General features: G+C 38.6%; 13 protein-coding genes. 8 read left to right on the forward strand and 5 right to left on the reverse strand.

Features of this window, described 5'->3' with window-relative positions; all coding sequences use genetic code 11:
* The first annotated feature begins 194 nt into the window (after positions 1-194).
* The 6 genes from ACHWSC_RS18785 to ACHWSC_RS18810 all read left to right on the forward strand — a co-directional run bounded on the left by ACHWSC_RS18785 (position 195) and on the right by ACHWSC_RS18810 (position 7,657).
* A complete protein-coding gene (locus tag ACHWSC_RS18785; protein ID WP_394677775.1) occupies positions 195-2,390 on the forward strand; it encodes an ATP-binding protein in 2,196 nt (731 codons plus the stop codon).
* A 12-nt stretch (positions 2,391-2,402) separates the two neighbouring features.
* Positions 2,403-3,035 (forward strand): response regulator, encoded by a 633-nt coding sequence (locus tag ACHWSC_RS18790; RefSeq protein ID WP_394677776.1) that lies wholly within the window; start codon positions 2,403-2,405, stop codon positions 3,033-3,035.
* A gap of 334 nt (positions 3,036-3,369) precedes the next feature.
* Entirely contained in the window at positions 3,370-4,650 is a 1,281-nt protein-coding gene (locus tag ACHWSC_RS18795) for a hypothetical protein (protein WP_394677777.1), read from the forward strand.
* 66 nt (positions 4,651-4,716) lie between these two features.
* On the forward strand, positions 4,717-5,721 hold the full coding sequence (locus ACHWSC_RS18800; protein ID WP_394677778.1) for a YihY/virulence factor BrkB family protein: 1,005 nt from the start codon (positions 4,717-4,719) through the stop codon (positions 5,719-5,721).
* A 67-nt stretch (positions 5,722-5,788) separates the two neighbouring features.
* Positions 5,789-6,118, forward strand: coding sequence for a helix-turn-helix domain-containing protein (locus ACHWSC_RS18805; RefSeq protein WP_394677779.1), 330 nt, complete (start codon positions 5,789-5,791; stop codon positions 6,116-6,118).
* A gap of 315 nt (positions 6,119-6,433) precedes the next feature.
* Entirely contained in the window at positions 6,434-7,657 is a 1,224-nt protein-coding gene (locus ACHWSC_RS18810; RefSeq protein ID WP_394677780.1) for a retropepsin-like aspartic protease, read from the forward strand.
* Positions 7,658-7,722: 65 nt separating this feature from the next.
* Here ACHWSC_RS18810 and ACHWSC_RS18815 read toward each other — a convergent pair whose 3' ends face one another.
* The gene (locus ACHWSC_RS18815; protein ID WP_394677781.1) at positions 7,723-8,880 is read right to left on the reverse strand and encodes a Gfo/Idh/MocA family protein; all 1,158 of its coding nucleotides are present in this window, start codon (positions 8,878-8,880) and stop codon (positions 7,723-7,725) included.
* Between the two features lie 34 nt (positions 8,881-8,914).
* Complete coding sequence (locus tag ACHWSC_RS18820) at positions 8,915-9,967, reverse strand: sugar phosphate isomerase/epimerase family protein (protein ID WP_394677782.1); 1,053 nt, start codon at positions 9,965-9,967, stop codon at positions 8,915-8,917.
* Between the two features lie 348 nt (positions 9,968-10,315).
* On the opposite strand from ACHWSC_RS18820, the gene ACHWSC_RS18825 reads away from it, so the two are divergent.
* Together ACHWSC_RS18825 and ACHWSC_RS18830 are read left to right on the forward strand one after the other, a co-directional pair.
* Positions 10,316-12,004, forward strand: a complete 1,689-nt coding sequence (locus ACHWSC_RS18825; protein WP_394677783.1) for a GMC oxidoreductase — start codon at positions 10,316-10,318, stop codon at positions 12,002-12,004.
* A gap of 20 nt (positions 12,005-12,024) precedes the next feature.
* The gene (locus ACHWSC_RS18830; RefSeq protein ID WP_394677784.1) at positions 12,025-12,594 is read left to right on the forward strand and encodes a gluconate 2-dehydrogenase subunit 3 family protein; all 570 of its coding nucleotides are present in this window, start codon (positions 12,025-12,027) and stop codon (positions 12,592-12,594) included.
* 29 nt (positions 12,595-12,623) lie between these two features.
* Here ACHWSC_RS18830 and ACHWSC_RS18835 read toward each other — a convergent pair whose 3' ends face one another.
* The 3 genes from ACHWSC_RS18835 to ACHWSC_RS18845 form a co-directional block, all read right to left on the reverse strand.
* Entirely contained in the window at positions 12,624-13,163 is a 540-nt protein-coding gene (locus tag ACHWSC_RS18835) for a hypothetical protein (protein ID WP_145326854.1), read from the reverse strand.
* Positions 13,164-13,304: 141 nt separating this feature from the next.
* The gene (locus tag ACHWSC_RS18840; protein ID WP_201668220.1) at positions 13,305-14,015 is read right to left on the reverse strand and encodes a LytTR family DNA-binding domain-containing protein; all 711 of its coding nucleotides are present in this window, start codon (positions 14,013-14,015) and stop codon (positions 13,305-13,307) included.
* Entirely contained in the window at positions 14,008-14,838 is an 831-nt protein-coding gene (locus ACHWSC_RS18845; RefSeq protein ID WP_394677785.1) for a sensor histidine kinase, read from the reverse strand. The genes ACHWSC_RS18840 and ACHWSC_RS18845 overlap by 8 nt, the downstream gene beginning before the upstream one ends.
* Positions 14,839-14,939 lie beyond the last annotated feature (101 nt).

A 14,939-nucleotide genomic window follows, 5' to 3' on the forward strand; every position in this document is an offset into this window, starting at 1 on the left:
TACAATTTTTTGTTTGGTAAGGTTCGGTTAATTAGGTCAATAACAGCGAGAAGTTAAGTTGTTTTCGAGATAATGAATTGCGTATAAGGGTAAATTTATCTAAGTTTGGCCAATTCACATAGCTAGACGCAAGATTTGATTTTATGGGGCATGTTCGAACTTTTTGGAAATCGGTACTAATATTTTTTGTTTTTTTGTGCTTTTGTAGTGTTATTCTTGCCCAAGAACAGCTGCAAGAGTTAAAGAAATCATATTACAGTCTTCCTTTAGGAAGCAAGGAGCGGTTTGTATTGACTGGAAAATATGCGCAGGGCTTATATTTTAATAATGAAAAAGTACTGGCCAGTCAACTGCTTAATGATAATATTCAGCTAGCCAGAATTTATCCTGACAAGCAATATTATGCTTATTTGAATTGTATTGCAGCCATGAACAGCTTTAACGATCATGCATATGAAAAATCACGGTATTATTTAGAACATGCTAAATCTGTGCTACCGATTGTCCGCGATAATGGAATTAAAGGTTATGTGTATTATTGTGATGGGTGGGTTATGACAAGGCAGAATAAGGAGGATGAAGCGGTTTCTCAATTTCATAAAGCAATTTCATTTTTAGAGAAAGCTTCACAGACTGACGCAAATATCGCTCGAAAACTAGCCGTTTATAAGGAACTGACAGCAATATATGCAAACCAACGCAATTATGATTTTCAAGAAAAGTATACTTCTCTTTTGTTAGAAACGGCTAAAGAAGGGAAGAATGTCAATAGTCTATTTGACGCCTACATGCAGGCTGCTTATCTATTTGAAGAGGAGTATAGATCGAATAATGCAGATCGTGATCTATTGAGGAAAGCTGAACAACATTATCTTGAGGCTTATAATTTGATCAAAAAGAATGAGAAGCATTTGGTTAATCCGACTGATCTAGCGTATGTTTCGGTTAATCTGGCGAATCTGTACCATGAGTTTTATCCTGATAATGGCGGTAAGAAAGCGATATCCTACGCCAGACAGGCTTTAGATATTGCTGCTGAAACGGGGCAATATGCCATTACAATACCTGCTTATGGTATCCTTGCTGATGAGTCTTTCAAATTGGGGCATCGTGAGGAAGGAAAAAAATATCTACAGCAGGCACTGTACAATCTTCAAAGAGAGGCCCATTACGATTATCAAGTGGGGCTAAGCCTGTTTAGTAGACTGGCCGAAGTAAGTGTTGAGGAAGGTAAATATGAAGAGGCTTTCAATTATCAAAAAAGCTACATAGATGTATTTGAAAAAGCATTTAATTCGGATAAACTCGATAAGACGAAGCAGCTGGAGCTGAAGTATGAGCGTGAACTGCAAAACCAAAAGTTAATGCGGCTTCGATTGGAAGGGGAGAAAAAGGAACAGCAGATCAAGTTGATGAAAGCCTTGAATGATAGGCAGCATCAACTGGTGGAGAATTTGAAGTTAAATGAATTGAATCGAACCCAGCAACTTAAAGTATTGCAGCTCGAACGGGATAAGAAGGAGCAGGATCTGCAATTAAGCCGACTGGAAAATGAACAACGCTTACAGGAGCTTGATGTTTCCAAAAAACAGATTGCTTTCAAATCACGGATGAATTCGATCTATATCTGGTTATTTATCAGTTGTTTGATTGTGATCGTATTGTTGTTTTACGCCTACTGGCAGCGTTCAAAGGCATTGAAGCAAAAGGAACATTTGCATGAGCTTGAGATAGAAAAGAATAATCAACAACATGCCATTAAAAACCTGACTGCGATGTTGGCAGGGGAAGAGAAAGAGCGTACCCGTCTTGCTCGCGACCTTCATGATGGATTGGGAGGTTTACTGTCAAGTACCAAATTGGGATTATCAGCCATCAATAAAAATGCTTTGGAGCAAGAAACCATGAAAGCAGGAATCGATCGAAGCATTGATTTGCTGGACGGGGCTGTCGATGAACTTCGCCGGCTTGCGCATAATCTTATGCCAGATTTAATTGTAAAATATGGTTTGAAAGAAACTTTAAGAGACTATGCAAGCCGAATGAGTCAATCTACATGTCAAGTTGAATGTGAATTTTTACAATTTGAATCAACCCTAAGTACGGAACAGGAGATTTCTTTGTATAGAATTATTCAAGAATTGGTGAATAACGCGTTGAAGCATGCTAATGCGACCAACATTTTAATACAGCTTTCTTCACATAATAAACGTTTACACATTACAATTGAAGATGATGGCAAGGGTTTTGATATGGAAAGTGTCGATTTGCAGCATTCTGCAGGAATGCATAATGTGCGATCAAGACTTTCGTTTCTAAACGGGGAAATGAAGGTTATGTCGGAGAATGGAGCGGGTACAACCATTGAATTGGAATTACCCATGATTTAACTTTTTGGAAAAATGATAAAAATAGCGATTACAGACGATCACCCTTTGCTACTTGAGGGATTGAAAAACATTATAAATGCGCATGAGGATTTTGAAGTAGTGGGTATGTATTCCAGTGCAACTGAACTGTTCCATCGTATTGCCACTGATATGCCATTGGTATTGCTGCTCGATATCAATCTACCGGATGCTAACGGTATCGATTTGGTTAAAGGTCTGAAGGAAAGCAATAAGGATTTAAAAATTATTGCGTTTAGTGTCCACAATGAATTTGCAGTGATCAACAGCATTTTAAATGAGGGTTCCAATGCCTATTTACAGAAAAATGCAAATGGTGATGAAATACTTGCTGCCATTTCCGCTGTTCTTGTTGGAAGAAGATATCTCTGTGAAAAAACTCAGGCTATCTTGAACAAGAAGGTGGAAATGGGGCTTAAGCAAGTACCAAAATTGACACGTCGTGAGAAAGAAGTGCTTACTTTCGTAGCGCAAGGAATGACAACAAACCAAATTGCAGATTCATTGTTTATCAGTTCACATACGGTAGAAAGCCATCGCAAGAATCTAATGGAGAAATTTCAAACCAAAAGTGTTACTGCTGCAGTAAAATCGGCTATTGAATACGGATTAATTCGGGAAACCTAATTAAATTCCCCAATTCCCTGATTTCAGGGATGAAAAGATCTCCAGGCATTTGATACTTTTGCTATTATTGATTTAAAATAGAAGGTATCAAGTGCATTGTTGAAAACTAGTATTTTGTACTATTTCAAGAGAAGACATTGTTTCGGTCTTCGATTCATTGATCTATTTTAAGATTCATCGGTCTATTTTAAATAGAATCTGTTTCAGAACAAAATTTCAAATCTAGGTTTTTCTTAGAGCGCCTAATACTGCGAAATATAACTTTTTCAGCTTGAGGGACCTTTCAGAGGAGCTTTTAGGAGATAAACAACCAAAAATTACTGATTCAATTGATATGATTAAAAAAATAATACTTTGGACGATAGCTGTCCTCGTACTTTTGGCGATCGTTGCCTGGGGCGGTTACATACTACGACAGCAAGAATCTTACAAATCATTGGTCCATAAAAGAAGTAAGGCTTTGTTGACCGTATCATTAGATGATATTCTTTTGAATCAGTTTTTTAATAAATGGCAGTCAGCGCCGAAAGAGGGGCAAGATTTTGGTCAAAAACTAAGTAAACTCAAAGACAATGGAATTGATATCAAAGCGAATGTATTTCTTTTTGCTTTGGAGCCCCACCCCAAAAACTTTTATGCTTTTTTTCAGCTAAAGGATAAGCAACAATTTTTGACCTTTCTAAAAGATGTGATACAGGTTGGTGCTGTGGAAAGTAATCTAGCCCCTGATGTGAGCTATGCCTATCATCAACCGAGCAAAATCGCATTTATCTGGAAAGGGGATGACCTGCTGCTAAGTCTAGGCTTTGATCTTGATACAAAGAAAGAAGAAATGCTTCAGTTAATTCAATCAAAAGAAGACCGGGTTACCATCGAACAATTTATTAACCGTCCAAGTACATTGACAGGTAAATCACTGCGTTATAGTGATATTTCAACGGATAATTTTATTGAGCTTGAATTGAAAGGAGACCATCTCGATGTGTCTGGCGAGTTTTTCTCAACAGATTGGAGCTTTCCAAAGGAATATCTTGTTAGAGAACTCGTTTCCTCAAAATACATTGGTAAAGCTTGGATCAATATCCCCAATAGTCAACTTAAAAATCAGCTAAAGCAATTAATTAGCGAACTCCCTATAGCCGCTGATTCTATTATAGCACATTTGGATGGAAATTACGTCGATATTGAAATTTTGAAAAACAAGGTCATTCAAACAGATACCATTATTAATTATGCGGTTGACGAAAATTTCGAAACGATCGAAGAGAAAACACCCTACGAAACGAAAGTTCCAGAAGTAAGATTAGCCATGCGTGGAGATAACGACATGCGCAGGTTCCTCCCCAGTAAATTATTTTATCAATGGTTTCAAAAACAAGATAAGGAGTTTAGTTTGCTGACCACGTCAAAGGATATTGATAAACTTAATGTGGCCTACAATAAGACAGCTGAGCTATCCCATGTTGCAGTTCATTTGGTAGATTGGCCAAATGAAGCTAAAATATCACCGATTCTATTATTGAAAACCATCGCTTCAGATATTACGCTGAGTCTTAAAGTTGTAGACCACAATCGCTTGGTTCTCCAGGGAACTATAGCGGACTACTCGCATTAAAACACACTAATTACAAACTTTCTTCGCTTCTCAATGGTTTTGTTCTTGAGTACAAAGTACAAGAACATGGATAAACGAACTAAAAGTAGAAGTAAGGTGAAAACCTATTGGCGAATTTTAAAAAGTACGGTCTCGGGATTTTTGAATGAGGATTCGATGAAGTATAGTGCTTCATTATCCTATTATACTGTTTTCTCTATTGGTCCAATATTGGTTTTAATGATTGCCTTAGCCGGAATTTTTTATGGTGAGGATGCAATTGAAGGGAAAGTATTCTTGGAACTCCGTGGATTGGTGGGAAGCAGTGCCGCAAGACAGATTCAAGAGGTTATTCAGAATTTGCAACTTTCTGGAAAATCAAACCTGGCATTGCTTGTCAGTGGTATTACATTGATTTTAGGAGCAACGACTGTTTTTGGGGATATACAGAATTCGATCAATAAGATTTGGCATGTAAGGGCGAAGCCGAAAAAAGGCTGGTTAAAATTGATTCAGGATAGATTATTGTCTTCATCTTTGGTAATTGGATTGGGGTTCTTGTTAGTTGTTACATTGATTGTAAATGGTGTAATATTAGCATTTACAGATCAGCTCCAGCATTATTTCCCGGACATAACGGTGATGTTAATGGATGGGATTAACTTTGCATTGTCCTTCGGAATTATATTCTTGTTATTTAGTGTCATATTTAAAGCGCTTCCGGATGTCAATATACATTGGCGGACAGTACGTGCTGGCGCCTTATTTACTTCAATTTTATTTGTATTGGGACGTTATTTAATTGGAGTCTACCTGGAGCACTCTGCAACCCAAGATACGTATGGAGCGGCAGGTTCATTTGTGCTGATCCTTCTCTGGGTCTATTACACAGCAGCCATTTTATATTTTGGTGCAATTTACACAAGGGAGTATGCCACTGTAATGGGAATCCCTATTGAACCCTCCCAATATGCCGTGCACGTTGAAACGCAGGAAATTGAGCGTAATGTAACCGAAATACCTCCAGCTCCTTTAACGTTTGAGGAGCAGACGGTTACCGAAGAGGATGCTAACTTTCCCAAGAAACCATAAACGTTAGATTTGATGAATTTTTACGGCCAAATTCTGTAAATTTGGTCGTAAGATCGATCTATTGTTTATGAACAAATTACAATCATTACGTGAGAAACTCAATTTAACCCAAGAGGAACTAGCACAAAAATCAAGTATTTCAGTAAGAACAATTCAGCGGATTGAAGCAGGGCAGCCACCAAAGGGCTACACCCTTCGTGCACTTGCACAGGCATTGAATGTGGACGAATCGGAGTTTTCTGCATATGATATGCCTGCTGAATCCGAAAATCTCACATGGATCAAGATTATCAACCTTTCTTCCTTACCCTTTTCTATATTGCCTCCATTAAATGTTTTGGTGCCCATTGCAATCATGCTGTTAAAAAACAGCATTCGTATAAGGTCCGTCAGTTAATCTCAATACAAATCGTATCTACCTTAATCGCGGTGTTACTGATGCTTGTTATTTTTATACTCAACGATTGGCTAGGTGTTAAGAGCAATGTGAAATTGCTTATTCCGCTATGTTGGATCCTTATGAATATAATCGTTATACTGCGAAATGCGATCGGATTAAATAAAGGTGAAAATTCACGGATTTTGCCCGATATTAGTATTTTATAGCGACTATTATACAATTGTCGGGTAGCTGTCGGGACATTGTCGGGATGCAAAAGTGTACTCTTCGTCTGGTATTTTTTTTCTTTGATTTTGAAAAAAATACAAAATTATGAAAACACACTATGAAAAAAGGAAAAGCCATATGGCCTTGGCTACCTTTGTTATTTTTCTTTCTCTTTTTACGATGACGAACGTCTTTCCACAAAATAAGATACCTTTGATCAAAGCTTCATCTGAGAAAGTCAGTATTAAAGACGGCGCCTATTGCCATGTCGACTGGAAATTAGATCCTAAAGCAAACCCTGATGTCTATTTCGTGAATATTCCAACGAAAGAAAGCACAGTCGTTTTTAAAACAGATCAGGAGGAATTAACTGTTATGACTAAACCCGGAGCGATATATGATTTTATAGTACTATTGAATGGGACGGATTCTTGTCACATTCGTATAAATGCTCAACTACCACCTGATCTACCTGTATTGGATCAAAATGATCCGTTTCCTATGCCAATACCTTTTCGTCTTATTGGCTCAAGGATTTTCCTGAATGGAACAATTAACAAGAAAAATGTCGCGATACAGTTTGATTTAGGAGCAGGAACAGGTGTTGTCAATAGAAATAACTCAAAGCAGCTGGATTTATCATTTTCATCGTTTACGACAGTTTCGAATACCGACGGGGTCAATAGCGAGCGGACAAGCCCAGGCAATCAATTGCGTATTGGGTCTATGGTCTGGAAAAATGTGTCAATGACAGAGGTCGGTAATATGAAGTCGTTTGAAGATCTTATTATTGGTAACAGTTTCTTTCGAAATCACATTATTGAAATCGATTATGACAAAATGGAATTGGTAATTCATCGCGATCTCCCCACCAAAGCAAAGGAGTATACAAAGCTTCCGATATTTTACGAACAAAATCGACCAAAGTTTAAAGCTGCTTTTAGACATAATCAACGACAATTTGATTTTTGGTTCCTTTTTGATACAGGCCGTGATGGCACGATGTTGTTAGGTGAAGATTTTACCAGTATAGGTCACAATTGGGACGATCTAGAGCCACTTACCATGATCAGTAACCGGAAGATTATCCGTTTGAATGCTTCAATAGCTGGTGTTGAATTTAAAGATATTGTGACGAATGCCGCTGATCCGGCCAAACCTAATGGTAGACCAAGTTTATTCGGAAATCAGATTCTGAACCATTTTAATGTCATTTTGGATAATCAGGAAGGATTTCTTTATCTGAAACCAAATGGTAGGATCAAGGAACCTTATTCAAACTATGAGGGATATTTGAACCAGATGTCTCAGTCAATACAGAAAAATTAAAGTGTGCAGCCAATGTCGTTTGTTCAGATAGCAAATGACATTGGCCACTTATGGTAAGTATATATCTAACGAATAAAATCGGTCCATTTTTGTGTTGATTTTCCCGAGGCAATCACAGTTTCTAGGAACTTCATGCCACGCAGACCATCAGCTACGGTAGGAAAATCAGTATCTTCTTCTCGCGGCTCTATACCTTGCATAGATGCCAATAGCGTGGCTGCAAAATTTCTATAAATATTGGCAAATGCTTCTATATATCCTTCGGGGTGACCGGCCGGTAGACGGATGTTATGTTTGGCGATTGGTGAAAGGTATTGTTGACCTGCACGAAATAGCTGGGTCGGCGCATCGAGCTGTTTAAAAATAAGTGTATTTGCATCCTGCTGGTTCCATTCCAATCCCCCAAGTTCACCATATACTCTAATTTTTAATGCGTTTTCTTCTCCTGCGGCAACTTGAGACGCCGATAGTACGCCTGTGGCTCCATTTTCAAATCCAAGTAATATATTGCCGTCATCTTCAAGTTTTCTTCCGGTCACAAATGTTTGAAGATCGGCGCACATTTTAGTGATTTTTAAACCTGAAATATATTCTGCTAGGTGGGCAGCATGTGTTCCAATATCGCCCATACAACCACTTTTTCCACTCTTTTCGGGATCTGTCCGCCAAAAGGCCAAAGAAAGACCATTTTCGATCATCTTACTGAGCCAACCCTGCGGATATTCTACCATAATCTTTCTAATCGAACCTAATTGGCCCTCTTTGACGAGATGACGAGCTTGTTTTACCATCGGATAGGCCGAGTAGGTGTATGTAACACAGAGTATCAATCCTGTTTCAGCTACTTTTTGTTGGAGCAATTCGGCCTGTTCTGTTGTCAGAGTCATCGGCTTTTCAAGCACGACATGGAAGCCATGTTCCAGAGCCATCATTGCTGGTTCAAAATGAGCAAAATTCGGCGTGACTATACTGACAAAGTTCATGCGGTCATCCGCTGGGCGCTTACTTTCCTGGACAATCATTTCGTGATAACTTCCATAGCTCCTTTCCTTTGGAAGACCTAAAAGCGCGGCAGATTCTTTTGCAACAAGGGGATCAGCGCTCAGTGCGCCGCAACATAATTCAATCTGACCATCAATTCCTGCAGCCATACGATGTACAGCCCCAATAAATGCATTTTTTCCACCGCCGACCATGCCCATTTTTAGTTTTGTATTGCGCATAAAGTTGAATTTTTAATGACGATATCTTTTGTAATTACAAACCCAATAGTTTACGGTTAAGGCTATCATTGGTTTCGACGGCAGCAAAATTATCGAAAGCCTTGTCAGTAACACGGATAATATAGTCTTTAATATGCAGCGCGCCTTCCCGCGCACCATCTTCAGCATTCTTGAATGCACATTCCCATTCCAGTACTGCCCAGCCTTGATAATCATATTGTGTGAGTTTGGTAAATATAGATTTGAAATCCACTTGACCATCACCAATTGATCTAAAACGACCGGCTCTTGACTGCCAGCTCTGGAAGCCACCATAGACACCCTGACGACCAGAAGGATTGAACTCAGCGTCTTTAACATGAAACATTTTAATTCGCTCATGGTAAATGTCGATGAATTGAAGATAGTCAAGACATTGAAGAACAAAATGGGAGGGATCATAGAGAATGTTTGCCCGCTTGTGGTAATTTACATTTTCGAGAAATAAGTCAAAAGTAGCACCATCATGGAGATCTTCTCCAGGGTGTAATTCATAACATAGGTCAACATCATACAAGTCACATTCATCGAGAATGGGTAACCATAATTTTGCAAGTTCAGCGAAACCCGTTTCGATCAGGTTAGCTGGTCTTTGTGGCCAAGGGTATATAAATGGCCATAGAAAGGCGCCACTAAAGGTTGCTAGCGCTTTAAGTCCGAGGTTGTGGGAAGCTTGTACGGCATATTTTAATTGCTGGATCGCCCACTGTTGTCTTGCTTGAGGATTACCATGTAAATGCTGTGGTGCGAAGGCATCAAATAGATCATCGAAACTTGGATTCACAGCCACCAATTGCCCTTGGAGATGGGTTGAAAGTTCGGTGATTTCCAATCCAAATGACTGTACTTTAGCTTTTAGATTAAGTGCATAGCTTTTATCGAGCGCTGCTTTTTCTAGATCGATAAAACGGGCATCCAAAGTTGGTAGTTGTATACCCTTATAGCCAAGTGCTGCTGCCCACTGGCAGATTGAGTCCAAAGAGTTAAACGGAGCTTCATCACCGATAAACTGTGCGAGAAAGATGGCAGGACCTTTAATTGTTGTCATATGTATTGTGTTTTGAAAAAGACTATATTACGTACAAAACAGATCAATATTCCAATGCGATTGAAGAAATGGTTCAGTCTGTCGTTTATACTATTATAATTTGGTTATCCAAGCTACCTGCTTGTTTAATACAATATTACAAAAATTTGCAACCGGTTGCAATAAAATCAAAAAAAAACCTTAAACTTGTTTAGACGATTCATGCTTACACTTTCCAAAATATAAGAATGGAGCGTCTAAACTAGGTATAACTGTCAGGCATCTTTGCAGCACTTGATTGTGGAGGAGACTTGATTTTAAAGGGAAACTTCCCTTTGAGTAATAACCAAATAAACCAATTATAAATAAATGGCAAATAATGTTTATGATGCAATTGTCATCGGATCTGGGATCACAGGTGGCTGGGCAGCCAAGGAACTAACGGAACGTGGATTGAAAACCATCATGTTAGAAAGAGGACGCAATATTGAGCATATCAAAGATTACCCATCACCAAACAAAGATCCTTGGGAATTTCCGCATCGGGGTCGGGTACCTTTGGATCGAGCCCAGCACTACTTACCTTTTGGAATTAAAAATCAATGGATGAACGAAGGGAACATCGACTTTTGGACTAATGAGACAGAAAGTCCATATAAGGAAATAAAACCCTTTAATTGGTTCAGGGGCTATCACGTTGGCGGTCGCTCGCTTATGTGGGGGCGGCAGAGTTATCGATGGTCAGATGTTGATTTTGAGGCAAATAGCAAAGACGGGCATGGTATTGACTGGCCGGTACGTTATAAAGATATAGCACCTTGGTATAGTCATGTTGAAAAATTCGCGGGTATTTCAGGTAATAGAGACGGTATAGCGGTGTTGCCGGATGGCGAATTTATGCCGCCAATGGACATGAATATTGTGGAAAAAGATCTTGCTGCACGCTTGAAATCGCATTATCAGGGAAAAAGACACTTTATAATTGGCCGGGTAGCCAACATAACATTGCCCCACCACGGCCGTGTTAATTGCCAATACCAGAACAAATGTTGGCTGGGTTGCAATTTCGGCGCTTATTTTAGCACACAGTCTGCAACATTGCCCGCAGCAGTGAAGACTGGAAAACTTACCCTAAGACCATTTTCAATAGTAAAAAGCATTATTTACGATCGGGATACACAGAAAGCTAAAGGAGTAGAAATTGTTGATGCGGAGACGAATCAAACCTACGAGTATTTTGCTAAAATTGTCTTTGTATGTGCTTCGACTTTAAATTCCACCTGGGTGTTAATGAATTCAGCTACTGATGTATGGGAAGGTGGTCTTGGGAGCAGCAGTGGTGAACTGGGACATAATCTGATGGATCACATGTTAAATAGTGGAGCCGGGGGAAGAGTTGAAGGATTTGAGGATAAATATATTTTTGGACGACGCGCCAATGGATTATATGTACCCCGATTTGCTAATATTGCCGGCGATACCAAGAAGAGAGATTACATACGTGGCTTTGGCTATCAGGGCGGAGCTTCAAGGGGACAATGGTCGGGCAAAGTAGATAATAAGAGCGTGGGTGGGGCTTGGAAAGATGCTATCGCCGAGCCCGGAAGCTGGGGAGTAGGTTTTACTTCATTTGGCGAAATACTGCCATATCACGAAAATAAAGTCCTATTGGATTCATCTGTAAAAGATAAGTGGGGGCTTCCAGTATTGGCTATAGATGCAGAGATTAAGGATAATGAGCGGAAAATACGGCTTGATGCAAGTAATGAAATGAAGGAAATGTTGGAATCTATCGGTGTCAAAGACGTAACAACCTACGACAACGGGTTTAGTATGGGACAGGGAATTCATGAAATGGGCACGGCACGGATGGGCAATGATCCGAAAAGCTCGGTATTAAACAAATTTAACCAAGTATGGGATGCTAAAAATGTTTTTGTGACAGATGGGGCCTTTATGACTTCGTCTTCCTGTGTGAATCCATCGCTTACCTATATGGCATTTACTGCAAGGGCCGTAGATTTTGCTGTTAATGAATTAAAAAAAGGGAATCTTTAATATTTTATGATGCAATAATTATGAATAGACGAGAAGCAATACAACGTGTAGCCATGCTCATGGGAGGAACAGTTATTGGTGTTTCGTTATTTTTGGAAGGATGCCAGAGGTCTGCTTCGAAAGATATAGAAATGCTCTTTGATCCAAAATCAATCGATTTTTTGGGAGATCTCGCGGAGGCGATTCTTCCTAAAACTACTACCCCAGGGGCGAAAGAAGCTGGTGTAGGTTCTGAAATTCCCGTTCTAGTGCGAGACTGCTATAAACTTGAAGAACAGCAGGTTTTTTTGACTGGAACAGCCGGAATTGACGAACGTGCCAAGAAAGAATTTGGACGTAATTTTCAGCAACTCGACAAAAAAGACCAAACTGCTTTTGTTGATATTTTGGACAAGGAAGCGCAAGATTACGATGAAAAGAAAGCAGTTAATGAACTGCCCCATTTTTTTACGCTGTTTAAACAGCTTACACTGCTTACTTTTTTTAGCTCAAAATTAGGCGCCACGGAAGTGTTCCGTTATGTGAAAATCCCTGGGAAATATAACGGCGATTTCCCTTATCAAAAGGGGGATCATGCCTGGGCAACCTAGCTAATAAATAGTATATTGACCCCCAGTCTTTAATTGGCAGCGGGGTCAATTAAAGAGGTTGTCAAGCCTATGAACTTTAAAAGATTTTTGCTATCGAAAAGTAAAGTGGTAAAATGTGTTCCTGTTTTCATCGTCAGTCTGGTACCGCCCGGAAAAGAGCTTCCAGCATCAAGTTTTTCCTTTTTAACATTGTGTCTGCTGAATTTTGAGAGCGCCTCTTTGACTGTTGTTTTATTGATCGCTAGATCAAAAGGCAACCCTTCGACAACCAGAAACTTGTCTTCAGGGATATCAAAAAACAGTTCATTGACGGATTTATCAGCCCCATAATTGCTATAGAGTTCCAAGCCGGATTTTGTGATCCATTTTGCATACTTTTCTTCGTTGGCATCTTCATAGAAGACTGTTTTTACGTTTAACGTAGCCGCTATTTTATCTATTGTCTGCGGAAATACAAATTCACTGTTTTTATTCAACAATGATTTTAACTCCGCTTTGTTCTGCGCGAAAGTCGTTGCAGCAAAAAGGAAAAGACCTATATTTAATGTAAATGCTTTTATCTTCATCATATCCTTGTTATTTGTTTGGCAGTTGTTTATGTCCGTAAGATTAAAATTAATCAAACGAGTAAAAATATACAATAGTGCTTTATACTTGTTTTTATAGCGGATCAACTAAAGTTTTCACCATGCGTATCGCCTATAATCGATCTAATTTAATCCTAAAAGCGTATATAAGAGATCTTTTTTATTGCTCGCAATGGGGATAGTTTTTCCATTTGAAAGCTGGACTATATTTCCATTTAACGATTGTATGCTATCTGTATTGACAATGAATGCTCTATGAATTCGAAAGCAACTGGTGTTATGTAAAATTTCTTCCATCGACTTAAGGGTAGATAGGGTTTGATGTGCATTGGTCTGCGTGACAATATTCAAATAGTTTCCCTGAGCTTCAATATATAGAATATCCCTAAGCATAATCTTTATAAATTTATTTTCACTTTTTATAAAAATTCGTTCTGTTTTTATTGGGTTGTCATTTAGTTTGTTAAAGGGTGATATTTTTTCCTTTACTCTATTTGCAGCTTTCAAAAAGCGTTCAAATCGAATGGGTTTAATAAGGTAATCTACGGCACCTTTTTCAAATCCGTCAATGGCGAAATGTCGATGGGCAGTTATAAAAATAAAGTAAGGTTTTTGGGCCAGCGTTTCCAACAGATCTAAACCAGTTAAGCGGGGCATCTCAATATCGCTAAACACAATATCGATGGGATTTTCCTGCAAGAAAGCCATTGCCTCCAGTGGCTTACTGAAGGTCTTTTTTAATTCCAAAAAAGGTACTTGTTCGACGAAATCCGTAATAAGTTCAATGCCTAAAGGTTCATCATCGATGATGATGCAACTATATTTTTCAATCATGTTGAAGTGCGATATTCAATGCAACGCTAAATTCATTGAAGCTATCTATGATGTAAAGGTCGCTTTGGTTTGGATAAATCAATTGTAAACGTTTTTGTAAATTTTTAATACCAATACCCGTAAAGCTAGGTGTTTTCACGGTATTGAATACATCTTTGTCATTTTTTATTTTAAAGGCAACCTGATCTTTGCTGATATGAATAGTAAGAATGACAAAGGATTTTTCCTCGTTTTTCAGCCCATATTTAAATGCATTTTCGATAAGGGTGAAGGTCAATAAAGGAGCAATAGTTAAGGCGTGAGCATGCGCTCGCCCCTCTATATTTAGTTCAATCTGATATGATTTTGGGTAACGCATTTTTTCCAATGAAAAGTAATTCTCTATAAAATCCAGCTCTTTAGCTAAGGAGACGTATTCTACATCCGAATCGTATAGTGTATACCCCATAATTTCGGATAAATTCAATACGACCTCAGGTGCTGTGTCGTCTTTTTTTAGCGTCAAACGATAGAGGTTGTTGAGTGTGTTGAATAAAAAATGTGGATTGAGTTGTGCTTTTAAAAAAGCCTTTTCTACGCTAATATTTTCCAATAACAATTTTGACTTCTGCTCCAGGATTCGCATTCGGTCTTTATTTATTCTTCTGATGTCTATTAATATTTTGGTAAAGAAAAAAGGAGACAATGAATAGATAACCGACAATGCATTTAATAACACTGCTTTAAAGCTGAATACGGACCACAGGTTGGGAATAAAATCCTTTTCCTTACCCATTAATGGATACAAATTAGAAATATCAAAACCATATTTGTAAGCTAACACATAAAACAAATTATTGATAAATAACCAAATAAAAATACATATTGGCGCAGTTAAGAAAGGTAATATCCATAAATTTAAGTTCCTCGCATAAGGTATAACCA

The organism is uncultured Sphingobacterium sp. (assembly GCF_964277905.1).
Lineage (GTDB): Bacteria > Bacteroidota > Bacteroidia > Sphingobacteriales > Sphingobacteriaceae > Sphingobacterium > Sphingobacterium siyangense.